This window comes from Terrimonas sp. (assembly GCF_003075435.1).
GTDB lineage: Bacteria > Bacteroidota > Bacteroidia > Chitinophagales > Chitinophagaceae > Agriterribacter.
Window position 1 is genome coordinate 1 of sequence record NZ_QCZJ01000012.1, and the last position, 26134, is coordinate 26134.

At 40.9% G+C, this 26134-nt stretch carries 22 protein-coding genes; 4 read left to right on the forward strand and 18 right to left on the reverse strand.

Going from position 1 to position 26134, the window contains the following annotated elements:
* Positions 1-138 precede the first annotated feature (138 nt).
* Positions 139-750, reverse strand: a complete 612-nt coding sequence (locus DC498_RS13855; protein ID WP_116874769.1) for a hypothetical protein — start codon at positions 748-750, stop codon at positions 139-141.
* Between the two features lie 727 nt (positions 751-1477).
* Between DC498_RS13855 and DC498_RS13860 the strand changes: the two genes are divergently transcribed.
* From DC498_RS13860 to DC498_RS13880, 4 genes are all read left to right on the forward strand, one after another.
* Positions 1478-1780 carry a hypothetical protein gene (locus tag DC498_RS13860; RefSeq protein WP_133176855.1) on the forward strand — a complete coding sequence of 101 codons (303 nt, stop codon included), beginning with the start codon at positions 1478-1480 and terminating at the stop codon, positions 1778-1780.
* A gap of 1226 nt (positions 1781-3006) precedes the next feature.
* The gene (locus DC498_RS13870; protein ID WP_116874772.1) at positions 3007-4395 is read left to right on the forward strand and encodes a TolC family protein; all 1389 of its coding nucleotides are present in this window, start codon (positions 3007-3009) and stop codon (positions 4393-4395) included.
* A 7-nt stretch (positions 4396-4402) separates the two neighbouring features.
* Entirely contained in the window at positions 4403-7651 is a 3249-nt protein-coding gene (locus DC498_RS13875) for an efflux RND transporter permease subunit (RefSeq protein WP_116874773.1), read from the forward strand.
* 78 nt (positions 7652-7729) lie between these two features.
* Positions 7730-8824, forward strand: a complete 1095-nt coding sequence (locus tag DC498_RS13880) for an efflux RND transporter periplasmic adaptor subunit (RefSeq protein WP_116874774.1) — start codon at positions 7730-7732, stop codon at positions 8822-8824.
* A 157-nt stretch (positions 8825-8981) separates the two neighbouring features.
* Here the strand turns inward: DC498_RS13880 and DC498_RS13885 are convergent, their stop codons facing one another.
* From DC498_RS13885 to DC498_RS13965, 17 genes are all read right to left on the reverse strand, one after another.
* Positions 8982-10079, reverse strand: a complete 1098-nt coding sequence (locus DC498_RS13885) for an efflux RND transporter periplasmic adaptor subunit (protein ID WP_116874775.1) — start codon at positions 10077-10079, stop codon at positions 8982-8984.
* An 18-nt stretch (positions 10080-10097) separates the two neighbouring features.
* Positions 10098-13268 carry an efflux RND transporter permease subunit gene (locus tag DC498_RS13890; RefSeq protein ID WP_116874776.1) on the reverse strand — a complete coding sequence of 1057 codons (3171 nt, stop codon included), beginning with the start codon at positions 13266-13268 and terminating at the stop codon, positions 10098-10100.
* A gap of 10 nt (positions 13269-13278) precedes the next feature.
* Entirely contained in the window at positions 13279-14649 is a 1371-nt protein-coding gene (locus tag DC498_RS13895; RefSeq protein WP_116874777.1) for a TolC family protein, read from the reverse strand.
* 602 nt (positions 14650-15251) lie between these two features.
* The gene (locus tag DC498_RS13905; RefSeq protein WP_116874779.1) at positions 15252-15860 is read right to left on the reverse strand and encodes a c-type cytochrome; all 609 of its coding nucleotides are present in this window, start codon (positions 15858-15860) and stop codon (positions 15252-15254) included.
* Between the two features lie 12 nt (positions 15861-15872).
* Complete coding sequence (locus tag DC498_RS13910; protein WP_165813838.1) at positions 15873-16517, reverse strand: SCO family protein; 645 nt, start codon at positions 16515-16517, stop codon at positions 15873-15875.
* Positions 16501-18213, reverse strand: a complete 1713-nt coding sequence (locus DC498_RS13915; RefSeq protein ID WP_116874781.1) for a cbb3-type cytochrome c oxidase subunit I — start codon at positions 18211-18213, stop codon at positions 16501-16503. The genes DC498_RS13910 and DC498_RS13915 overlap by 17 nt, the downstream gene beginning before the upstream one ends.
* A gap of 4 nt (positions 18214-18217) precedes the next feature.
* A complete protein-coding gene (locus DC498_RS13920) occupies positions 18218-18664 on the reverse strand; it encodes a cytochrome c oxidase subunit II (RefSeq protein ID WP_116874782.1) in 447 nt (148 codons plus the stop codon).
* A gap of 18 nt (positions 18665-18682) precedes the next feature.
* Positions 18683-18823 (reverse strand): hypothetical protein, encoded by a 141-nt coding sequence (locus tag DC498_RS26190; RefSeq protein ID WP_165813839.1) that lies wholly within the window; start codon positions 18821-18823, stop codon positions 18683-18685.
* 78 nt (positions 18824-18901) lie between these two features.
* On the reverse strand, positions 18902-19756 hold the full coding sequence (locus DC498_RS13925; RefSeq protein WP_165813840.1) for a helix-turn-helix domain-containing protein: 855 nt from the start codon (positions 19754-19756) through the stop codon (positions 18902-18904).
* Positions 19757-19832: 76 nt separating this feature from the next.
* Positions 19833-20822, reverse strand: coding sequence for a c-type cytochrome (locus DC498_RS13930; RefSeq protein ID WP_116874784.1), 990 nt, complete (start codon positions 20820-20822; stop codon positions 19833-19835).
* Positions 20823-21062: 240 nt separating this feature from the next.
* The gene (locus tag DC498_RS13935; protein WP_116874785.1) at positions 21063-21611 is read right to left on the reverse strand and encodes a DUF6691 family protein; all 549 of its coding nucleotides are present in this window, start codon (positions 21609-21611) and stop codon (positions 21063-21065) included.
* Positions 21612-21637: 26 nt separating this feature from the next.
* The gene (locus DC498_RS13940) at positions 21638-22201 is read right to left on the reverse strand and encodes a YeeE/YedE family protein (RefSeq protein WP_116874786.1); all 564 of its coding nucleotides are present in this window, start codon (positions 22199-22201) and stop codon (positions 21638-21640) included.
* Positions 22202-22316: 115 nt separating this feature from the next.
* Positions 22317-22835, reverse strand: coding sequence for a TlpA family protein disulfide reductase (locus tag DC498_RS13945; protein WP_116874787.1), 519 nt, complete (start codon positions 22833-22835; stop codon positions 22317-22319).
* Positions 22836-22953: 118 nt separating this feature from the next.
* On the reverse strand, positions 22954-24384 hold the full coding sequence (locus tag DC498_RS13950; protein WP_116874788.1) for an OprD family outer membrane porin: 1431 nt from the start codon (positions 24382-24384) through the stop codon (positions 22954-22956).
* Between the two features lie 168 nt (positions 24385-24552).
* Positions 24553-24903 carry a DsrE family protein gene (locus DC498_RS13955; RefSeq protein WP_116874789.1) on the reverse strand — a complete coding sequence of 117 codons (351 nt, stop codon included), beginning with the start codon at positions 24901-24903 and terminating at the stop codon, positions 24553-24555.
* Positions 24904-24909: 6 nt separating this feature from the next.
* A complete protein-coding gene (locus DC498_RS13960) occupies positions 24910-25398 on the reverse strand; it encodes a DsrE family protein (RefSeq protein WP_206197619.1) in 489 nt (162 codons plus the stop codon).
* A gap of 68 nt (positions 25399-25466) precedes the next feature.
* A complete protein-coding gene (locus tag DC498_RS13965; RefSeq protein WP_116874791.1) occupies positions 25467-26096 on the reverse strand; it encodes a class I SAM-dependent methyltransferase in 630 nt (209 codons plus the stop codon).
* Positions 26097-26134 lie beyond the last annotated feature (38 nt).

Sequence of the window (26134 nt, forward strand, 5' to 3'; positions counted from 1 at the left end):
ATACAATAAATACCTATAATTTTATCAGCTGTGAGCATTGATAATTGAGTTTTGTGTGTGGTAACTCAAAATTATCTTTTATTGATGCTCTTTTTCTCCTCATTTAACTAGCAACTTGGGTTAATTAGTTGATTTCGTTCAATTAGCCCCATTGGATTTCAAGCTAATAATTAAATTTTGTACTTCTTGTATACCCTTTTGTGTTAGATACCACTTTGTAGGTGTACTCGTTGTGTTTTCACCAACTAATGCATCTGTCCCGGACTTCTTTTTGCCTAAATCTCTGGAGACATTTGTTCCTCTGATTGTCCCTTGCTGTTTGAAATGCTTGTTAAAAGTATCCGAGATTTGTGCAGTTGAACACTCATCAATATTTTCAGCGGATTGTAAAACATAAAGTAACCATAATGATTTTTCCAAGGTTGACCATGATTGGATAGGGGCACCATATTTTTCTACATCATTTTTGAAGTCAATAGGTTCGCTCTTCTCCGATTTTCCATTACTGCTTTGTACTCGGGTTTTCTTTTTTCTTTTTCCTTTTTCTCCTGAATTCTTTCCGCCATTTATCTTCAATTGCTCGTCCACAACTTGAAAGTCAGCATCTTCATCAATAATCTTTGCAGCGGGTTGAATCATGTTTTTAAATTGGTCACCAATAGCGTTAGAAATCAGTCCGACTTCCTCTCTGCTACCTTCAATTTCTATTTCAAGCCCAGTTACTTTAAACTTAAATTTAAATTTACTCATGATTTAATTATGGTTAAAACGTTAACGTCATCATTAAAGGTTGCATACAACACGCATAATTTATGCTATAAAACGCAATATCCATAAATGATAAGTTGTTGGAAATTAATTTTTTAGCGTTATGCATTTTGTACCTGCCTATCTGTAGGCAAGTTGCTTGTTGCGTCAATGAAATTCACAAGGTTGCATACAAGCGTTTGCGATTATTTTATTATAATACTCTGATTTCTGTTTTATCACATTATACCCATATATATTTTGTGCTCTTCAAGATATCTAAACTCACAATACACTACTATCTCCACTCCTATTACATTTGGAGCACAATTACAAAGCCACTAATATTTAATTGAATTGGGTTCGGGAAGTGGCAGGCAATCTAAAGATGAGGATTAATTGAGTTTTAAATTTAGAACTATTTTATAAACGAGCAAAAGTTTTTACAACTGCACGTACAAAATTTTTAACTGCGGTTGTATTTGCCTGTATTTATGCAAACGCTATAAACATTTTTGGTGTAATGATGTTGGTGTTGCGGTATGTGTAAACACTTAAAGAGGTGATATAAAAGCTCATTGTTTATTCTGTTGCCTCTTTACCTTGTCTTTTGGCGATGTGTTGGTATTGCGAGGTAATGTTACAATAGGATAATTTATCCGCTGACTATTCTAAAATACCTGTTCTTTTGTTTTTTGTTTGGAGCTACCTTTGAAGCAATAGTATGATCATGAACATAAACGAGGTTATTAATAATGCCTTTATGGAGTTCGTGCCGGGTGAGGGGCTTTTTATAGTTGAGGGTAATCCAACAACCAATGTTATTCGCATTCTGCCGGCCGACAAAGCAATGATGGATAATCTTGCCTGTTTGGCCTGGAGCATTGACCTGGGATATCAATACCTCGGAACATGTACAGATGAGCAATCAGCTAAAAGGCAGGTTGATATCATCCGGTCAAAAGTGAGGGACGAAGCAGGGAATAATTTCCGCCGTGGTTCGTGTCTCACGAAACACCTCGTCTCTTTTTAAATAAATTTTATCGCCGTTTTCAAGCCTCGTGAAACACGAGCCCTGGCGATAGATATACTAAAACATAAAGCTCTTATTTGTAACACCCGTTCGCATTTTCTGCAAAGCGGATATACAAAGAGGCATAACTATTCCAATTTACATTTGGAGCACAGTTACAAAGCCACTAATATTTAATTGAATATGGGTTCGGGTAGTGGCAGGCTATCTAAAGATGAGGATTAATTGAGTTTTCAATTTAGTAATAATTTATAAACGAGCAAAAGTTTTTACAACTGCACTTATAATATTTTTAACCGCTGTGGTATTTGCCTGCGCTCAGTTCTCCGCAGTCTCAATGCCCAGCCATGTGTGTTGGCTGGACCCTGCGGTAGGCAGGGAGTGAGGGCAAACTAAATGCGATGCGAAAATTTGAAATGTACCTGTTTAATTGGCCTTGGCTCTATAACTATTTCTGTATTAGTATTTTCATGACAATGATTTTATCGCACTCCTATATTTTTACAAGTTCTTTTCATTAGATAATAGATTTTTTAATTAATGTATTCGTAAATAACAAGATGTTTACATTAATAATGCAGATGAGAAGAATAGGCTATTTTATTATTCATTAACTTCGTCACGATGCGGGCGAAACAAATAATACAAAAGACAGGATCAGTTATTATATTGACTCTTCTCTATGCGATATTCTTCGCTGCACAATTGTTCTCTGTAAATCAAGATTATCCGGGCAAACGTGGCACTGTGGTGGTTTTTAAGATTATGCAGGTAGCAAAACTCATTGTTTCTTCCGATGATAAAAGTGACAAGGATCAGCTTTCTGCAGAAAATGGTGTAAGATTAAACAAGAGATTTCAGCCTTCAGAAATGATACTGAATTTTGCCGGATTAACATATTTTCCTTCGATCCCTGTAATAAAAAAGCCAATTGAATCTTACCTATCCGGCTTTGTCACATCTTTCTGTTATCCTTCGGTCTTGCTCCGCGGCCCTCCTCCTGGTATACAATGCTGATTCGCCAGTTATTGTTGAAATGGTGCCGTTCCAAAAACAGCTCATAATTAATTTACTACAGTTCGTCCAAGCATATCCGACTCATAACAACTTTCGATGTTGAAAAGTGCAAAGACTTACATTATAAAGATGCCTTAAACCACAACCTGTCAATCTATTGACCAGTTGTGAGCTGAAAATGTTTCAATACAAATCCTTAATTGCAATTCATGTTGAATATCAGAAAGTTTTTTCTGCTGTTGTTGTTTTGTGCATTCTTTTTTGCTGTACATGCACAACAAGAGCCAAAAGTAGTTTCGTTAGATCAGTTGCTCAATAATGTGCAGTTAAATGCTCCTTCGTTGTTAGCAGATTCTGCTGCTATCCGTATTAAACAGGCCGAAGTGGAAGCCAGCAGGTATAACAGCTTGCCTTCTCTTAAACTAAACTACCAGCTTGACCTGGGTACAAATAACAATTTACCCGGCGGGTATTTTTCTTACGGCATTGTGCCGTCAAACTCCCGGGTAAGAGAGAAGGGTAATGCGTCTTCCATCCTGACTGATATGGGAATTGCCGCTTTTGACTGGGAAGTGTATAATTTCGGTGCCTACGCTGCCCGGCAACATCTTGCGCTTTCAGACCTTACCGTAGAACAGTTGGGGTTCAATCAGTCTAAATACAAAATGAAAAATATTACGATAGCATATTACCTGCAATTGATACGATTAAATGATATGCGGGCAATACAGGCGCAGAATATTATGCGCAACCAGGAAATAAAACGTACCATTCATGCCTTAGCCGTTGCGGGTATAAAAGCAGGTGTGGATACCAGCATAGCTGAAGCAGAGTTATCAAAGGCAAGGCTTATTGAGCTTGAATTATCTAACGAGGTAAAAAAGATACAGTTGCAGCTATCTTCTATCAGCGGGCTGCAGGCGCAGGCTATTGTACCCGATACCCTCCTGGAAGACAGGCTGATCAACAGCTATACTGCTTACTGGGCTGTACAGCCGGATACAGCATCACACCCTTTATTGCAATATTATAAAGCACTTCATCAAAACAGCCTCGACAAAGAAGCATTGCTGAAGAAACTGTATATGCCAAAGGTTTCCCTTCAGGCGGCAATTTGGGGGCGGGGATCAAGTGTAAGTGCCTACGACGAGTTCCGTGCTTTATATAAAGGTATAGGTTTTGAGCGCGGAAACTACCTGGTGGGTGTAGGCATTACCTATGATGTTTTTGACAATAAAAGAAAAAAGCTTCAGCTTAAAACGCAGCAGTCCGGAACAGCTTATGCTTTACAAAAACTCCATGAACAGGAAACTGAAATATCAATATCAATTCAACAGGCACAGGTAGAATTAACCACTGCTTACGACAGGCTGCAGGAGATACCGCGACAACTGGAAGCCGCTAATGCGGCTTACCGGCAAAAGCTTTCGCTGTACAGGAATGGTTTAACGGATATTGTTGAGCTGAATGCGGCGCTAAATATTTTGTACCGGGCTGAAACAGATTATACCAATGCCAGGTATCTGTTTTGTAAAGCACTTTTTGAAAAAGCACTGGTGGAAAATCAACTGCCGGTTTTATTACAAACCCTAAATTAATGATTACATGTCGTTAGTTACAGCAGCCCTCAAAAGGCCTATAAGTACTATTGTTATAACGCTCAGCCTGGTTTTGTTTGCCATTATTGCCGTAGTAAAAATGCCGATAGATATTTTTCCCAAACTAAATCTTCCTACTATTTATGTTATCGAGTCATATGGAGGCATGTCGGCACAACAAATGGAAGGTTTTTTTTCTACCCGTCTGCAGGATCAGTTCCTTTACGTGAATGGTGTAAAAAGCATTACTGCCAAAAATATTCAGGGGCTGACAATGCTTAAAATAAATTTTTATGAAAACACAGATATGGCGGAAGCCAGTGCACAGGTAGCATTACAGGTAAACCGTGCAATGAAGTTTTTTCCTCCCGGTGCGCTACCACCGCAGGTGGTTCGCTTCGATGCGTCTTCGCTGCCGGTGGGGCAACTGGTACTTTCGGCAGAAAAAAGAACACTTAAAGAAATCTATGATCTTGCTGCTACCCGTGTGCGTCCTATGTTTGCTTCTGTTCCGGGATTATCTGCCCCGCCGCCGTTTGGCTCCAATTCAAGAGCCATTACCGTAAACGTTGACCCCAATAAGCTAAGGAGCTATAATCTGACGGCGGATGAAGTGGTAGCTGCCCTTGCCAGGTTTAACGTAATGGCTCCCTCGGGTAATATCCGGTTGGATAATACTATGTATCTGACCACCATTAATACCCTGGTAAAGCAGGTTGAAGAATTTGGCGATATTCCCGTTGTAACCAAAAATGGTGTGCCCGTACTGGTAAAAGATATTGCGAGAGTAGCTGACGCAACAGATATAACGGTAGATTATGCGCTGATCAATGGTAAACGATCGGTATACATACCCGTAGTTAAAACATCAGATGCTTCTACCTGGGATGTTGTACAGGGGCTTAAATCAAAAATACCCGAAATCAAAAGCCTTTTGCCGGATGACGTAAACATCTCTTACGAATTTGACCAGTCTGTATTTGTAATAAATGCCGTGGAAAGCCTTGTTACCGAAGGGGCATTGGGTGCATTGCTCACCGGATTAATGGTATTATTGTTTTTGAGAGACCTGAGAAGCAGCCTTATTGTTGTTACCACCATTCCTGTTGCTATCATGATTGGTGTATTGCTGCTGTCGATAAGTGGTCAGACAATCAATATAATGACCTTGAGCGGGCTTGCTCTGGCTATAGGTATACTGGTAGACCAGTCTACGGTAACGATCGAGAATATTCACCAGCACCTGGAAATGGGAAAGAGTAAGAAGCAGGCGATCCTCGATGCCTGCCAGGAAATTGCTTTTCCGCTGTTACTGATATTGCTTTGTATACTCGCCGTGTTTGCACCTTCTTTAATGATGAATGGCGTTCCAAAAGCTATGTTTCTCCCATTATCGCTTTCTATAGGGTTTACCATGATTGTTTCGTATGTATTGGCACTAACGTTGGTACCTATATTATCGAACTGGATGATCCGGGAGGAAAAATACCAGCATTATGATCATGGAAACATTCATGCGCATGCGGGGATGGCGCTGGACGCTGCAGAAGAAAAACAGGTAAATGATCATCTCCGGGTGGAACAGAAAGAACCTGCAAAAAATGATTTATTTGAACGTGTAAAGCTGCGGTACCTTACGTTTATAACAAAGTGTATGTCTTTCAAAAAACCAATGGTGATCACTTACCTGGTAGTGGTGATTGCAATGGTAGCCGGCGGATTTATCTATACCGGTAAAGACATGATGCCCAGGCTAAACAACGGGCAATTTCAGTTACGTATTAAGGAGCGTGATGGTACAAGGCTCGAACGCACAGAAGAAAAGGTGCGGAAAGTTTTGCAGATCATTGATACCACAGTGAATCATCATGTTTCTATAAGTTCTGCCTACGTAGGATTAATACCCAGTAGTTATGGCACCAGCAACCTCTACATTTTTAATACGGGTACGCATGAGGCGATTATGCAGGTTACCCTGGATAAACATTTTAAGGTGAATATGGATGAGCTGAAGGATGCCCTGCGCCGCAACATCCTGTACGCCATGCCCGAATTGCGATTGAGCTTTGAGCCTATGGATATGACAGAAAAGATAATGAGCCAGGGTGCTGCCACACCTATTGAAGTTCGGGTAGCAGGAAAAAGCATGGAAGAAATAGAGCAATATGCCTATAGGGTTGTAGATAAGCTGAAGCAGGTGCCATTTCTTCGCGATGTACAGATAGCCCAGCCATTAAAGTTCCCCGTTGTTACTATCTCGCTCGACAGGTTGAAGGCGGCTCAGTTGGGTTTGAATGTGCAGGATATTGCGCGGTCTGTAACTGCCAGCACTTCTTCCAGCCGGTTTACCGAAAAAAACCAGTGGCTCGATGAAGAAAAAGCATACACCTACCAGATACAGGTTCAGATACCGGAGTATGTAATGAATACGATGGACGAACTGAGAGAAATACCTCTTGTGAAAGGGCAAAGCAGTCCTGTACTGGGAGATATAGCCACATTTAAAACAGCGTATGTTCCGGGAGAGTACGACAGGGCAGGTCCAAGACGCTTTTTAACCGTTAGTGCAAACATTCACCAAAAAGACCTCGGTACAGCAACTGCTGCGGTAGAGGAGGTACTGGCGTCTATGGGAACACCACCAAAAGGATTGGTAACCGAAGTAAAAGGGATGTCGGGCCTGCTTAAGGAAACTTTTTCTAGCCTGCAAAGCGGATTGCTTTTTGCCATTGTTGTGATTTTTCTTTTACTGGCGGCCAATTACCAGTCTTTCCGTTTATCATTGGCGGTACTTTCTACAGTGCCGGCTGTTATAGCCGGTTCGCTGGGAGCGCTTTTACTTACCGGCTCTACACTGAACCTGCAATCATATATGGGCATGATCATGTCCACAGGAGTTTCGGTAGCCAACGCTATTCTTATTGTTACCAATGCAGAAAAATTACGCCTGCAATACAGGGATGCGGATAAAGCTTCCGTAATGAGCGCCGTTATACGAATGAGACCTATTTTAATGACCAGCTTTGCAATGATAGCCGGTATGATGCCTATGTCTCTCGGAATGGGAGAGGCCGGCGAACAGGCAGCACCATTAGGCCGGGCCGTGGTAGGTGGTTTGATAGCTTCCACCATTGCGGCATTGTTTGTACTGCCGCAGGTGATTGGATGGATACAAAAGAAAGCCGGGTACAGATCTCCTTCGCTCATGCCTGAAAAAGTAAAACCGGATCAGCCAGAGATCATACATATGAAATAGAAAACGTACGTTGACAATTACACGAAAATAGGTACCGGCCGGAGGGCTATCCGGTCATACAAAACAAAATAAACAGAAATGAAATATAATTATTACGGGATTTTTATTTGTTCGGTTATTATTTTAACTGCCTGTTCTACCCGCCAGCAGCCTGTAGATATGACAGGCAAGAAGGATATACCCCATTCCGAAAGTAAATATGAAGTGGGTACAGTTAAAGAACAACCTTTATCGAGTTATGTAAAGCTGCCGGGGCAATTAAAACCATTTGAAGAGGTAAATATTTATGCCAAGGTAAACGGCTTTGTAGAATCTGTAAAAGTAGACAGGGGTACTATTGTGCACAAAAACCAGGTATTGCTTACACTGGAAGCTCCGGAAATTGAATCGCAGGTGCAGGCAGCTATGTCTAAATTCACACATGCACAGGAAAATGCAGCAGCGAGTAAAGACAAATACAGAAGATTATTCGAAGCAGCTAAAGAAGCTGGTGCGGTAGCGCCACTGGATCTGGATAATGCCCTGTCAAGAATGAAGGCGGACGAAGCTGTGGTCATGTCAGAAAAATCGAATGTAGAAGCTATCAACAACATTAAAAATTACCTTACGGTTACCGCTCCTTTTGATGGTGTAATTATACAACGTAATATATCAGCCGGAACGCTTGTAGGACCCGGAAGCAAAGCAAATGATCTTCCGTTACTTGTTTTACAGCACCTTCAAAAGCTACGGCTGGAAGTATTTATTCCCGAGGCTTATGTAGATAAAGTGGATTTGAAAAACCCTGTACGGTTTACCTATAATGCCATTCCGGGAAAAGAAAATACCGCAATGATCAGCCGTTCTGCCAACGCCCTCAGCAGCCTTCGTTCAGAAGCAATAGAGATCGATATCAGCAACAAAGACCAGGCGTTGAAAGCCGGCATGTATGCCGAAGTTAAAATTCCCCTGCTATCCAGCACATCTTCACTTCTGGTACCTAATCATGCTATTGTGCGTTCAACAGAAAAACAGTATATTATTCAGGTAGTAGATGGAAAAGCCGTGTACAGGGAAATAAAAGTAGGGTTAACGTCTAACAACTACACAGAAGTGTTCGGAGATTTGAAAGAGGGTGACGAAATTATCTTTCATGCATCTGATGAAATAAGAGAAGGTACGTTGATAAAATAACCTGCCATTTGGAAAAGTCAGTGCTTTTACCCGGGCGCCGAACCAGGGTATAAGCACTGACTCAAACGTTTAACACACGGTGAACAAATACGCATCGTGTGACCATTGGAGCTTTCAGAATGATATTTCAGCGTAGCGCCAACAGGCTAAGGTGCAATCATGAACTGGTTTTCATCTCTTCTGTAGGATTTACAATAACCTGGTCATGATCGCTTATTTCACCAAATATTTCAGTATGCGTATCTGTGCGTATACCTTCTTTTACAGCGATTCTTTTTACGTTTTCATTTTTCAATGTCAGCACAAATGTTCCCGTTTGTGTATTGAGTACACAGTTGCGGGGTACCCAGCAGGATGGTGATTGTCGTTGCAGCTTAAGATTTACCTGGGCATAATCACCACCCTGTAACTCCCCGGAATGATTATCTACATCAAATTCTAAAGTAAGCGAGCGATCCTGCTGGTCAAGCAATACAGATGTTCTTGAAAGCATGGTATTGAATATTTTTCCCGGACGGGCACTTACTGTAAAAGTGGCTTTCGTATTTTTTTGTATAGAAGCAGCATGTTTTTCGGGCACAGCAAGCACTAATCTCAACTTATTTCCCTGTGCTATCTTAAATAAAGCCTGCGTGGTTCCTGCTCCTGTTAAAGCGCCTTCAGAAATATTGCGCTCAGTAACAACACCATCAAAAGGCGAAGTAATACGCAAATAGTTTTGTAATTGCGCGGTGCCCTGTGTTCCGGCTTTGGACGCTTCGTATGCCGACTTAGCGCTTTCCATTATGCTTTTTGCACGCTCAAGCTCAATTGCGGCAACAGACCCTGCGGTTGCAGAAGCTTCTGTCAGCCGGTCGTATGCTTGTTTTGCATAGACATAATCGCTGTATACTTTTTGTTCGGATGATTTATCAGACAGGTATTTCTGGTTTATTTCGGGCGCTTCCAAAATCGCCAGCAACTGGCCTTTCCGTACATAACTTCCCCTGTCTGCGAATATTTTTTGCACAAATCCCTGAACTTTTGCATGCACAGCCACCTGCTCATACGGCTCCAGGTTGGCAGGTAATGATATTTCGTAAGCCGGGTTCATTAATTGTACCGGCACCGTTGTATAATCCGGTTTTATATGCTGTTCAATAACGGGTCGCTGCTTCTTTTCGCTGGAAGAACAACCTGCTATGGTTAAGAGTATGATTGCTGTTACAAATAATACACCGGTTTGTTTATGCCTTATGCTTACAGTATGATACATTTTTGATTAGTTTAAAGTTTACGATATGGTTTGAGGAGAAAAGTACCGGCTGTTGCTGTCATCCGGATCTAACGACGGACTGATTGTTTGTGCTTTTCGCATTACCGCAGCATAAAAGTGTGGTAACAGTAATAAAATGCATGCTGTAGAAGCTATTAATCCCCCTATTACTGCTCTGCCCAGCGGTGCTACCTGTTCTCCACCTTCTCCCATGCCTGTTGCCATAGGCAACATGCCGGCAAGCATTGCCGCTGCCGTCATTAATATCGGGCGCAGTCTTGAAGATGCAGCAAGCCTTGCCGCGTTTACCGGTTTTAATGCCAGGTGCTTCCTGTAATATTCTGCCTGGTTAATAAGCAGTACGGCATTGGACACAGATACTCCCAGCGACATAATTATACCCATGTATGACTGAAGATTTAAGGTGCTGCCGGTAAGGAAAAGCAATATCATGCTACCTGCCAGTACCGCCGGCAATACAGAAAGGATAACAAGTGGTATTTTAAAAGACTGGTAGTAAGCGGCAAGCATCAGGAATATCGCAATGATGGCTACACCTAACCCGGATATAAGGCTGTCCATCGTGTCGTCTAAAAGCTGCAATACTCCCTCCGTCCATACAGCAACCCCCCGGGGTGGTTTTCCCGCCTTTTTTATGACAGTTTTCACTGCAGAAGATGCTGTTCCCAGATCTTTTCCGTACACGTTAGCGATTACCGTAACATAGCGTATAGGGCCCTTACGGTTAACCTGCGCAGGCGATGTTACTCTTTTTATGGTTGCCACATCCTCCAGAAGCGGCCGCAGGTTCCCTTTTTTCAGTGGAAGTGAACGCAATTTTTCTTCGGAAGACATTATCCCTTCCGGTATCTGTACCTGCACCTGAAATACCAGCCCCGATTTTGGATCTGCCCAGAGATTTTTATCTGTAAAACGGGTAGATGAAGTAGCAGTAACCAGGCTCTTTGTTATTTCCTGCATGGTTAACCCGAACTGTGCCGCCAGGTCGCGGTTAACTTCTATTTCTAATGTTGGGTAATCAACCGATTCTGCAATACGTACATCTCTCATATACGGAATCTCTTTCAGCCCGGCTTCAATTTTCATAGCAAACGCATTTGCCGCTTTTACCTGCGGCGCACCAATTTTTATTTCTATCGGGGTCATAGCTCCCTGCCCCATAATTTTTTCCGTTAATTCCATCGGCTCAAAATTTACCTGAATACCAGGATGTTTTTCGGCAATAACTTTACGGATATTTTCTTTCAGGTCTTCCATAGAGTTTGTATATACGTGCTGGTTTACCGATACCTGCAATACCGATTCATGTGAGGCGCTTGTGAAAAGGAATATAGCATTGATAGGCGATCCTGCGGGGTGTACCCCTGCAAATGCTGATGTAATGGTAATACCATCTCCGGGAACCAGCGATTGTATATCTTTCGTAACCGCTTTTACTATATGCTCTGTTTTTTCCAGCCGGCTTCCCTGCGGTGCCTGTATCCGCATCTGGAAATCGCCAGCGTTGGAAACAGGCATTACATCTTTGCCGGATATATTCAACAGCACTACGGCAATGCCACCTGCTGCAATAATATATATGCTCAACAGCAATGTGGAACGCGTTGACCATTTCCTCATTCTGTATGCGTAATTAACCCTGAATTTTTCGAAGTATGCTCGTTTGCGGGGAGTATTGGCTGCTGTATTGTGTGTATGCTTCATTACCCAGTTGGCAAGTACAGGCACAAAAGTTTGCGAGGCAATAAATGAAGCGATCATGGCAAAAGCAACTGCCATAGACAAAGGCATAAACATATCTCTTGGTATCCCCGTCATTATAAAAGCCGGTGTTAATACTGCAAGAATACACAGGAGAATAAGCATTTTGGGAATAGAAATTTCCAGTAGCGCGTCAATAACAGCCCGTTGCTTCCTTTTCCCCATTTCCATATGCTGATGGATATTTTCAATGGTAACCGTAGCCTCATCCACCAGTATCCCTATGGAAAGTGCCAGCCCGCTAAGCGTCATAATGTTTATTGTTTGTCCGAACATATAAAGTGCCGCTACAGCAGTTAAAACAGCAACCGGAATTGTTAATACTACAATGAGCGCACCCCTGGCATCACCAAGAAACAGGAAGATCATCAACCCGGTAAAAATGGCACCCAATATTCCTTCATGAATAAGATTTGAAAGGGAACGTTCTATATACCTGGACTGATCAAATTCATAACGAATGCTTACATCTTCGGGTAACTGATCTTTTAACCTGGGAAGAGATGCTTTAAGATTGGCTACTGCTTCGAGTGTAGAAGCATCAGCTTTCTTGATTACCGGAAGATATACCGAGCGCTTTCCGTTTATCAACGCATAACCCACGGTTTGATCTGCTGCATCGTTTACCCGTGCCACATCTTTTACATATACTGTTCGCTCGTTTCCCGTTTTTACAGGTGTATTCAGAAATTCTTCGGGGGTTTTGGCAATCGAATTAACCGGCGCCATCAGGTTCTCATCACCAATGCGGATATTTCCGGCGGGAGAAGGGAGGCTGCTCCTGGTGATGGCCGCCGTTATATCTTCGGGGCTTAAACCATTAGACTGCATAGCTTCCGGATCAATATTAATTACAATAGAACGTATATTTCCGCCAAAAGGCGCCGGAGCAGTGATGCCCGGAATTTCAACGAACATTGGCCTTACTTTGGTCAATACCAATGTTTGTATTTCGTTTACCGAACGTTGATTACTTTCAAATACCAGCTGCCCTACCGGCAATGAGCTTCCATCAAACCTTACTACAATGGGCGGTACCGCGCCGGGTGGTAAAAATCCCATCGCCCGCGAAACCGAGGTAGAAACTTCTCCTGCGGCCTGCGACATATTAGTGCCGGGGTAAAAGGTTAGCTTCATCAGGGTTAATCCCTGCACGCTTTTAAAATCAATATTCTTTACACCGCTCACAAACAATAGTACCTTTTGAAACTCATTGGCCATAAACCCATCCATATATGAAGGCGAAAGACCACCATATGGCATGGCGATATACATTGCGGGTAATTCTACTTTGGGGAAAATATCAATATTTATTTTTTTAATCGTGCCGTATGAAATAAAAGTAATAGCGATAACCACTACCATTACGGATACGGGTTTTCTTAATGCAAACCGAATTAAATTCATACCTGGAGAATTAAAGATTGTTAAACAGGAAATTAAAATCCGCCGTTAGTTCAGCTTCATCAGCCAGTAACAGCCAGTAATTTTTTGATGCTTCAATATGGTTGTTCTCTGCCTGTTCGAGCAGGATACGTATCTGCAGTAGTTCACTGAGATTGATAAGCCCGCTTTTGTAACGGGCCAGGTACATATTGTATGCAGCGTCCGCCTGTTCAACGGCCGTCTTTATCTTCTTTAATTGTTCGTATTGCTGAAATATCCTTATGGCTGTTGCCGAAAGATTCGCTTGCATGGACTGCTGGTATTGCTCCGTCAGTAATTTTGATCTTTCTGCTTCTTTCGACAATGCGCCGGCTTTAATACGTTTGGTATATAAATCGGTGATATTCCAGGTAATACCTAATCCGGCGAGTACATTATTCGTAGTATTGGAAAACCCATCCCTAAATTTACCGGAAACATATCCTCCCTCACTAATGCCCGATCCGCGAAAAGCATAACCTCCCAATAGTTTGAGTGAAGGAAGCGATGATCTTTTCTGGAACGCGCTGCTTAATTCATAATAAGCAGACTGCTCATTCAAAAGCATGAGCATAGGATGCGCTATATTCAGCGTTGTTTGTGGAGAGAGAAAACCTGGTGGCACAGTAATTTTTGTAAGCGGAGCTTTATTGAATGAGGTATCAGCATTCAACAGTTCTGAAAGGTTTATTAAAGCTGCCTGCCGGCTTCCACCCAGCCGGTCGGCTTCACCAAGCGCCTGCATATAAGAAGACAGGGCAAGCAAACTGTCTGCCGCGGGCTTTAGCCCGGCAGCAGACAAGCCCGAAGTGATGCCGCGTATATCATTTAACCGATCAATATTTTTTTCATTCCATTTTAATTTTGCTTCCTGATATATGAGGCTGATGTAACGTTCCGACAATGATTTTTTCAGCTTCAGGAGGCAGGCATCTTTTTCAAGTATCCTTGTGTTTGTAATGGAATGACTCATTTCTTTTTCCTTCTTTAGCTTTCCGAAAGAAAAAAAATCCCATTCCAAAACTGCAGAACTGAAAGTATTAGGTGAAAACGCAGCTCCTGTAAGCATACCTGCGGAGCCGCTCACATTAAAAAATCCCGGTTGAGGATAAAATGCTCCCGCGCTTCCGTCATACGTACTATACGAATTCTGGATCTGCATTTTTACCTGTGGCAGCCTGTTGCCGTTTACAGATTTTTCGTTGAGCACTGCTGCAGCCATTGCAGATTGTGCTGCTTTTATACCCGGGTAATTTTGTTCAACCTTAAGCCAGAGGGAGCCTAATGTATTTTGCTGCGCATATACAGATGCGCCTGCAACTGCCGTCAGCAAAAGCATAACGGTCTTGATATATTGTATCATTATCAGCAAGAATTAAACAGGCATATTATATGCCCGGAATGATCAGATAAATGCAATGGTGGTTACTGCCTGAAGTGAATGCAGGCAAAAGTATGAGGAGATGCTACGTATTTCAGATGGTCAATTTCCGGTGCCGGAGAAAGATAGGAACGGTGTATGCAATTTTTTGACTATTATTATAGCGGGGATGTACCTTTTCTTTGCTAAATGCCAGTATCAAAAAGGATACAGCAGTAGCTGTGAAAATTATAACAGGGGTAAAATCTGCATTAAAAAGTGCAGAACCTCCGGTAATGGCCAGAGGAGTTTCCGATGCTTTTGTGCAAGTTTCGGATTGTGTGTTTACATGAGGTGTATTTTTTTTGGAGGAAATATTTTGATCTGAGGAAATCCCTACCAGCTTCTTAATTCCAGCTTTAACCGGGCAGGATAAGCACAACACAAACAATGCAGAAACTATAATAAAACAATGTTTCAGTAAATTATTTGATGCCCGTGCAATTATCATATTGCCGCAAAAATAATTTTTCCGGTATAAACCTGCAATATAAACCTGAATGATTTATATATTTTTAACATCCCTGATTACAATGAATCATAGATCAGGAATACCTGTTTTTTTGTTTTTCCGCAAAATCGTTTACCCTAACTACCATTACCAATGTTAATACCAGGATAATAATAGCCCCGCCTAAAGCTATTATTATAAGAGGATTGCTTATATCTAACGGTCGGTGTTCTCCTGCGATATCAAGATAAACGATCTGGTGCAGCACGCTGCTTTTCCCGGTATAGGGCTTGGGGTTGCCTGGAACATTATGATTGACGGGTGCATTGGCAAGTTTAGCACTCTCATCTTTTATATAGGCCAGTATATTTTGTATATCAGCAGTTGAAAGATCGGGATGGTCAGGCATGATCGTTTTATTGAACTTCTCAAAGAGCTGAACGGCTGCCGCATCTCCTGATTTAATTACAGATTGTGATCCATGAACAAAACGAATGATCCATTCTTCCGTATGTCTTTGATCCACATTTTTTAATGCAGGACCAGTAAGATCTTTTGTTACAGAATGACAGGAGGCACAACGCCCCGAAAAAACTTTTTTGCCTTCCGGTATATCCGCAACGCCTGCACGGCCGGGTATAACGAGTGATAGAAATAATCCTCCCACAATAATCCTGTAATATAAATTTCCCCTAATGCTCATATATAATATTGCTTATTCATCAAGCAAACGCTTAATGTCGTTAATCAATAGTTGTACTTCAGATTTTTCAGTACCATCATAATATCCGCGGATATGATTTGCTCTGTCTACCAGTACCAGTTTGTCGCTATGGATAAAATCACCGGGTCCGCCGTCTCCGTCTGTAGCAGTAATAAATAACGCCTTACGCGCATAACGATAAAGATCAGGTTTGGCTCCGGTAAGCAATTGCCATTGCTGATTACGGATATTTTTTGCAAGCGCATAATCTTTGAGTAAAGATGGCGTATCGTGATAAGGATCAACGGTAAGAGATACCAGCCGGACACTTTCGTTCCCTGCATATGCTTTGGAAATTTCACTCATCCCGTTCATCATCCTGGGACAAATAACAGGACATGAAGTATAAAAGAAATGAGCTACCCATATTTTACCATCTGTAAACCGGCTATCCGTTAGTGCGCTATCCTGGTTGAGAAATTCAAAACGCTGCACAGTATGAAATGGTGGCTTTGATGCAACCTGGTAATTTTCGCCGTAATAAGGCAGAGAAGTTACTTTATTATTGTACCATTGTAATACAGCAAATGCTACTACAGGCAGAAACAATGATATGCCTAAAAACAGCATCCATCCTTTTTTAGTCAGGTTTTTCATCTGCTGCGGTTTTATTATTGTGTATGTTCGTTTCATTCACCGGGCTGTCTGTGCTAAACTTACCAGGAACAGGCTTACTATATTTGAAAACATTTTGCAGGGAAGGCACGTAGGTAATAAGGGTGAGTACCACGCTTGCTATAATCCACGGGCGCATATTATGCAATAAGCGCACAGGACGTTCTTCATGTAGCTCTTCTGCTTCGGGCAATTCTATCTGCGGTACTGCTGTTTTTTTACTCAGTGCTGTAGCAAAAAAGCTTATAAAATACAGCAATGCAGCAACGCCCATCAATATACCACCTATCATTGCCATACTGGTGCTGGGTATCCAATGGCTATTGAACAAATCACTTTGTGGATTGGTATAGGTCATTCCCAGGTTTGTTCTGCGGGGCTCACCCATTAAGCCGCCGGCCATCAGCCCGTGAGAAAGTAATGCTACCCCAATCATCCATATATAAGGAACAATGGTAACAATGGTTAAAAAGCGGATTCGTTTACCGGCAACCTTGCTGTACATATAAATACTCATGCCCAGTATCACAAGCAATACAGGTCCGGCTACCGTCATGTGAAAATGACCGGGTACCCAGCCGGTATTATGCACCATCTGGTTCAAAGCATAGGAAGCATTCACAATTCCAGAGAGTCCGCCAAAAATAAAAAGCAAAAGACCGGATAAAAAGTATCCTACCAGGTAATTGCCGGACTGAAACCAGGGAAGTTTTCCCATCCAGCCAAATAGTCCCTTACCACCTCGCTTTCTTCCAGCTAATTCCAGGGATGCGCCTACCGTAAAAGCAGTCATAAAACTTGGAATAGAAACCGCATAGGTAAGTATACTTACCCAAAGCTTGGTTCCCTGCCCCATAACCGGCTCGCTAAACTGGTGGTGAACACCTACCGGTGTGGAAAGAATAAGAAACAGCAGAAATGCTAATCTTGCGGCATTGCCGGAATATAATTTGCCGCCACTTACTTTAGGCAGTATGGTATAAAATGCGATATAAGCAGGCAATAACCAAAAATATACAAGAGGGTGTCCAAACATCCAGAACAACATACGTGTAAGAGGCACATTCACGTCATTTGTCCAACCGGCAGACCAGGGAAGTAATATTACCAGTGATTCATAAGCAACCGGAATACTGGCGATAAACCACATGGTGAAATTCACAAAAGTACCAAGTACTGCTATAGGCATTTTTCTTTCCCGATTTTCTTTACGCCATGCCGTATACACCTGTATCCAGCCAAAAAAAGCTATCCAGCTGCCTACAATTAAAAGCGATGTTCCCAGATAAAATAAAGGAGAGTTTTTGAGCGGCGCATAAAAGGTATACAAGGCCTGCGCCTTTCCAAGTATCATCAATACGGTATCAATTATGGTGCCTGCCACCATCAATACCATTGAAATTTTATAAGACCATTTGGGCGGCTCTTTTTTTAAATAGTGGCTCATGGTAACATGTCCAAACACTACAGCAAAGAATGTAGTGAGCACTATTGCATTGATAACACCATGCATGGTAAGCCCCTGGTAATAATTAATACCTGCTACTTCATTTTGATTAATAACACCCGCCCGGTACAGCGTTTGCATAACACCGTTATAAGCCCCCAGTATAAAAAGCGTCATGGGCATAAATAAACCCGTAAGTATCGTTTTCCTATATGAATCTGATATTGTCATGACATTAATTTGTTGGCATTACCATTACTTTACCCATCATATTGTGATGCCCGGCACCACAATATTCATGGCAAACAATCCTGTAAGTACCATAGTCGTTAAATTGAACAGTTACCTTATTGATTGCACCAGGTACTGCCATCATATTAACAGAAGTATTTTCGATATCAAAACCGTGAACCACATCGGCAGATGATAAATAGAAGTCAACAGTGCTACCCGGATCAACTACAATTTCTGCCGGATCAAAAGTCCACATTTTTGCGATAACATATACTTCATAATGCTTGTCGTCTGTCTTTTTTACAGCTGACTGCTGAAATGCCGCGTCATATGGTATACAGGCCGGAACATCTATTTTTCTTGCGAACAGGTTGTATAATATCGCAAAGAAAAATATTGCCAACACTGCACTACTCAATATGATTGCCTTTATTTCATACTTATTCATACCATCAACATTTACTGATTAATGCCTTTCAACCTGAAGATTGTATACGCTAAACCATATTACCACGGTAAGTAATAAAAGCAATATTAAAAATGCAATAGTGCCTGTAGGTTTAAAGTGTCTTTCAACATCTGTATGGTGATCATTACCTCCCTTCATAAAATACGTTTTACTTTACAAAAGTAGATTGGCAAGCGGATGTGTTGGTTTACCTTTTTAGGCAGCGAGTGTACCTTTTTACTTTTTCTTTTTAAAATCTTCAGGGCTTATATGCTCATACTTTTTGAAGAAACGGGAGAAATACGAATTGTTATCAAAATTAAGTTGCCATGCGATTTCACTTACAGAAAAAGCAGAGTTTACAAGCAAACGCTTTGCTTCCAGTAATATTCGTTGCCGGATGAATTCTCCGGCAGATCTGCCTGTTAATTTGTTACAAATAGCATTAAGATAATTAGGCGTAATGAACATTAATTCTGCGTATTCTTTAGGCAGCCTTTTTTTCATAAAATGCTGGTCTACCAGTTTCTCAAAAGTAAGTAACTGTCTGAAGAGGTAAGGGTCCTTGTGCTTGTTGCCGGCTTCTATCTTTCTGTTGGCAAGCACAAAAAGCGTTAGCAACAGTGCGCGTATAATATCAGTATAATTTTCTTTGCATAATGCATATTCATCCAGCATCTGCCTGAATATATGTTCAATGCCTTCTTCTGCGTTAAACGATATGACCGAATGTTTTCCGTTGGAAGAAAAAAACAGGAAGTCGTTCAGGTAGTTACTGTTGGCCAAAAATGTACTAAAAAAAGAAGCGCTAAAATTGATCAGTATACCATCTGTGTTTTCGTCAAAATCCCATTCGTGTATTTGCCCCGGGGAAAGAAAATAAACCACGCCTTTGTTTACAGGGTAGGTTTCAAAATCAATAATGTGCCGCCCTCCGCCGTGGGTTATATACAATACCTGGTAAAAAGAGTGCCGGTGAGGAAAAACAACAGACCTGGCTGACAACAAATAAGGTTTAAGACTCACAACAACAACATCGTCTGTATCATTATCATGAAGATTACAAATGCTATATGTTGGTATGTCCGCCAAAATACGATCTTTTTTATTCAACATTTATCTATCCTCGTGCCGGAAAATATCTATTAAACATATGGCATAGATATACTCATTTTACTTTTCGTGCATCAGCAATCGGTTGAAAGGGCCCGTATTTATGCTCCTGCTCAGAAAAGCCGTCTGCATAAGGGCCAAAAGGATGATCAACAGGTTTTTTCGATATATCAGGCCAGTCGTGGCTGATGTCTTTTACCGGCCTTGGCTGTGAGTTTACAAATGCCGCTACATCCCAGGCTTCTTCATCTGTTAATGCGGGCGATTGATGCGATGCCTGGTTAAAAGGCATGTTGTCTTTTATATAACCGGCGAATCTCGAAATTCTGAATAAGCCGGCGCCGGTGTTATAGCTATGGTCTCCCCACAATGGCGGATAGGTATAGCCATATCCGCTTCCCTCCGCAACACCCTCTCCATGATTGCCATGACAGGTCTGGCATTTCTCCGCATACACAACAGCGCCTTTTCCGGGATCAGCAGCCCGGTTTAAATATGGCAGCTGCGTTATGCCCGAACCAGGCGGCTTATCTCCTTTCTTTACGGTATGCCCAAGCCATGTTATATAAGCTACTATCGCCTGCATTTCTTTTGATGATGTATCTATAGCTTTCCCATTAAGGCTTCTCTCAAAACAATCGTTTACCCTTGAGGCAATGGTTTCTAATTTTCCACTTCTGTCTCTCAACTTGGGATAAGTAGCAAATACCGCATCATAATTGTTGCCCCATGCCCTGGCGCCGGCCTGCAAATGGCAGTTCTGGCAATTCATGCCGTTGGTAATGGGTTGTATTGTTCCATGAGGACCAAAATAATATGAAGTATTCGCGATCAGGTTTTCGCCATACAATACCATTTCCCTGTCTGCTCCTTTCAACTCATTATCAAGGTAAAGACTTGGCTGATGCCATTCATTTTTATTTGTTTCACTGGTCATTTTTTTTGAGGGGGTAAGAACCACTTCGACAGCTTCTTTTGCTATCATGGTAATTACTCCCAGTACAATCAAATAGAGCGGCCAATCTTCTTTGTAATTCAATTTCATCGTTATATAGCTTTTGAACGAAGAAGTATTTTTTTATTATTGCTGTAGGAGTTAACTGTTGTCTTAATGAAACCACAGCAAAATTCATAATTAAAACTTATGTACGAAGTGACACATATCACATTACTTCACCGATATTAAAAACATTCCAGCACACAGTATATAGTAGAAAAAAAGAAAAAGGCTCTCCTGGCATTTATTGGGGGAGAACCTTTTTTTATCAACCATCCAAAGAAGTTACTAATGAGGAAGCTTTTCTCTGAAGTAACCGTAAGTCCAGGTGCCGGCAATGGCACTGAGCAATACAACAATTACCACGAATGCCCCTGTTCCTATTTGCGCGAATAACGGTCCCGGGCAAGCGCCGGTCATAGCCCATCCTAAGCCAAATAAAAGTCCTCCGTATATCTGTCCTTTATTAAATTTTTTGGGATGAAACTCTATTTTTTCACCATACATGGTTTTTATGTTAAACTTTTTAATCAGCCATACTGAGATCATTCCTACTATTACCGCGCTGCCTATTATTCCGTACATGTGAAAACTTTGAAGCCTGAACATCTCCTGAATTCTGAACCAGGAAATTACCTCTGCCTTTACAAATACAATCCCAAATACAGCGCCTACAATCATGTATTTAAAATTATACCACCAGGGGTGAACTTTGTGAGATTCATTCACACACATGGTATCAAGCGATCTTACTTCAAAATCTGCATTTACTGCTGTTGTATTTGTTTCAGCAACCGGTTGCTGAATTGATGATATATGTTGAGATACTGTTTGCATTGCTTATTTTTATTAAGTGACGATAATTACAATTTCATAATAAATGGCAGAATAAGATTTGCCATTAAAAATCCACCGGCCATAAACATTACTGTGGCTACAAGAGAAGGCCATTGAAGATCACTCAATCCCATAATAGAGTGACCGGAAGTGCAGCCTCCGGCATATCTTGAACCAAACCCAACCAGGAAGCCTCCGCCTATCAGCAGAATCACTCCTCTTAGTGTAAACAAACTTTCGAGGCTGAATATTTGTTTAGGCACCATGCTGCTATAATCATTAATGCCATAGCTGCCTATTTCAGCAACAAGCTTTGGATTGACTTTTACAGGTTCAGGGTTGGCTAATAATTGTGAAGCGATAATTGCTCCCACAAATATTCCTCCTACAAAAAAGAAGTTCCACGCTTCTTTTTTCCAGTCGTACTTAAAAAACTTAACATTAGCAGGAAAGCATGCGGCGCAGGCATGCCTTAGGTTCGCAGATATACCAAAATGCTTATTGCCAAGTATCAATAGTGCCGGAACAATGAGCCCGATAATGGGACCGGCTACATACCAGGGCCAGGGCTGCTTTAAAAACTCCATCATTTTCTATCTGTATTTTATGAGTGCAAAAATGCGTTAACTAATTTTTTTGCTGTGTGATGAAAATCACCAGGGTAATAAAAGCCGGTTTAACATTTTGGGCAAACAGAAACCTGGTTTATTGTGTAAGCAATTTCACATATGCTTCCGTATCGTAATGATCTCCGCCTTCTATATGCTTAATAAGTGTACCATTTTTATTAAAAATAAATGTAGAAGGTATAGCTTCAACATTCAATAATGCAGGCAATTGAGCATTGGGATAAAAGGCTGGTATGGATAAGCCGGCCGATTTCATAAATGAAATGGATTTGCTGAAATTGTCATCAAGAGCAATCATTACGAATTGTACATTTTTATCTTTAGTTTTTTCATATAACTTTTGAATAGAAGGCATTTCGGCACGGCACGGCGGACACCAGCTTGCCCACATATTTACAAATACTTTCTTTCCTTTAAAATCTGTAAGATTCAAAGTGTTTCCGTTTACATCTTTTAAACTGAGCCCGGGAAGATTATTCCCCGTTCCGGAAAATATTGCTTCAATACCTTTGTTAACCGCTGTTGTATTGTTAATACTGCCGCCGCAACTATATACACTGATAACAAGCAGGGAAACAAAATAAATTGGTTTCATTTTTTAATGCAATTTAAATATATCATTTCCTTACAGGGTGACTTTAATCACCCAACTTATTTTATTCAAAAAAAGGGATAAGCCTGTATGTTCTTTCTTGATTGGTATTTCCTGATCTTTAAAAGTTATAGTTGAATATAAGATTCCATAAGCTGAAGTTAACTTTATTAATCTCATATTTATCATTACCATAGGTATCCCCTTTTCTCCATTTATGAACAAAGAGAAAGTGGGTTTCCAGGCCCTTTAACAGACCTTTGTAGGAGTATACTGCATCAAAATTAAATTGAACATAGGATGGTATGCTGTATTTATTCAACGCGTAATTTTTTATTTCAGGCAGGTCATAATAGCCCAGCCCGGTTTCCAGTTTTAAAAATCCTTTGGGTATATTATAAGCAGCTTTAACAAGATAGGCATTCAAATCTCCAAAGCCGTCATTTCTTTCCCTGGGCAAAAAAGTAAACAATGGTTCCCGCCCCCATTCCCTGGGCATAAGGAATCTGCCATCATCTGTTATACGTGTATAATTAACCGAAGCCTGCCAGTGATTATTTTTCCAGCCTGCTGTTGCTCCCCATACATTTGATTTGCCGTTTTTATCGAAATATGCTTTTGAAGCAATACTGTTTCCTCCATCTTTTATTGCATCCTGTCGTATATATTGCAAGCCTGCCGTAAGGCTGTTCTCTTTTGAAAGCGGATAGGAAAAATCCGCCTGCAAAAGTGTTGTATTGAATATATTTTCAACAAACACATCCCATACTTTAAATGAAAGATTATTGTTGATGGCATGCGTTATTCCGAGAAGGACAATGCCTTTACTTTTCAGGTTGCCTGCATAGTCAGATTTTCCTCCTTCAGCATTTACACCCTGGGGATTAACGCCAATAGATGCCCCAACTTTAAACCACTCTACGGTACTTCTGGGAGATACTTGGTAAATAAATCCTCCCTCAATCTTTGTGTTTTTAATATCATTTACTTCACCATATACCCCACCAACTTCCGTAGGGCGCATACGTCCATCCTGCAAATTGATAAAGGGCGTGTTGATCAGTTGTTTGCCAAAAGCAAGATGCGATTTTTTCCAGCTATATTTTATATACAATTCCTCCAGCCTGTCTATATTGTTTTTGTTGCCGGGATCCTGAATATCAAACAAACCAATTTCATAACGATTAGGCTGCCCTGTTTTGGGATCGGGTTTCGTAAGATCAGACGAACCGATATTAAAAATAAAATAACCGCCCACACCGAACTGAAATCCTTTATACGAAGCAGTTTCATATTTTATACCACCACCAATAGCGTTGGCATAATAATCAGTTAAGCCAGGCTTATTATCTGAAGCCATAAAAAAATACCGGAAGTTACCATGAAAATGCCCTTTCTTAAATGCATTTAAAAAAGAACTTGTGTCGGCGGCAGATATATTTGCATGTGTTGCGGAATCCGGGTTATCTGTTTCTTGCTGCGCATATACATTTCCCCGAATCATTAAAAAGACAATTGCCAGAACAATATATTTAATACCTTTTCTTCTCATTCTACTGAAGATTATTTATACCTATACAACAATTTGCACAGGGTTATTAGCTTTTGAAAAGCTTATAACTAGAAACAAGGCTCCTTATGCTGAATACTATTACAATTCAGCAGAATTTCCTTTAAGACGATACCTGTTTAATAGCTGGAAATAAAATAATTGCGGAGGTTAAAACCCTGCCTTAATATAACTCCATCCCTCCTGTTGTTTTATCACAAGTTCTGCAATGGCGGCAGGCACTGTTTTTATTCCGGGATATAATTGTACTGCAGAAATATTTCTTGCTTTAAGCATGTTTTCGCAGGCTACTATTTTTACACTCATTGATAAAAGCTTTTGAATAATATCACCCCACTTATTTCCCGCGTTTACTACAAAATCAGCGCTCTGTCCATGACAAACCAATTCCACTTCAACGTTATTATCCAACGCTGTTCGCAAGTTACTGATCTGTGAAGCCATGCTTTTTATCACTGCTTCATCGCCGCTCATTAGTTGTATAATCGCTTTGTATGTCATTACTATTTAAAATCCTGCTTTAAGATAGCTCCATCCTTCTTCCTGCTTCATAATTACTTCACCAATTCCACTGGGCACAGCAACGGCTTCAGGTATCAGCGCTTCTTTAGTCAGGTTTCTTGCTTTAAGTGTATTTGCGCAGCCCATAAAAACAACGCCCTGGTTTTTAAACCCAGCGATTTCTTTTTGTTGTGTTGTTTTAGCGGATAGAAGAAGATCTATGCCAGGCCCATGCGCCACTACCTCAATAGCAACGCTATCGCCCCATGCTTCTTTTAAATGCTTCAGGTTATTCATTACCGCTTTCCAAACAAGCGTATCGCCGCTGGTAAGCTGAATAACAACCTGGTGCTTTGTTTTTTTATGCATACCATCATGGCTGCACTGCTGCATGGAATGATTTTTACAACATTCCATTTCTCCTTTCTTATTTGCAGTTTTTGTTTTAGTTTGAGAAAAAGCAACCAATACACTCATGAACATAATTGCTGACAAAAAAATTGATTTAAACATATATAACGGTCTTAAAAATTATTATACTTACCAATTACTACCAGGACTGTTCAGGCTGCCTGTAGTTTTCTAAAACTGCAAAACACAAAATTTTGTATAGCGCCTGACGGTGTTTTATGATCAACGGTTATACATTTTATTTTTTCAAAAAAATTTTTTAAACGGCTGGTCATCGTTGTTTCTGAATACTGCTTTATTTCAATTCCGCTGCACTTTTTTGGGCCCTGCTCAGAAAAAGTACCAATAACCAATATACCTGACGGATGTATATATTGTTTTGCTGTTGTAATATAATTGGATATATCCTGTTCACTCGTTAAAAAGTGAAACGCGGCCCTGTCGTGCCAGAAGTCGTATTGCTCTGCCGGCTTAAAATCAGCCGCGTCTGCAACAATCCACTTTACCTTTTTAGATTTAACTCCGAGCCGTTGTTTTGCCCTGTCAATGGCTACCTGCGAAATGTCGAGTACTGTAATATCCTGGTAACCCATGTCAAGTAAATGGTCGACCAAAAAGCTGTCGCCACCACCTATATCAATAATCTTTGCCGTAACGGGGAGGTTAAATTGTTTTATAAAATCGAGCGAGGTTTCTGGTGTAGGCTGATACCAGCTCACTTCGTTCAATTGCTTTGTTTGATAAATGTTCTCCCAATGTTTCTTACGATCAATACTATTCATTCCTTTCAGTTTGTAAAGTATTTATAGCTCACCAATAT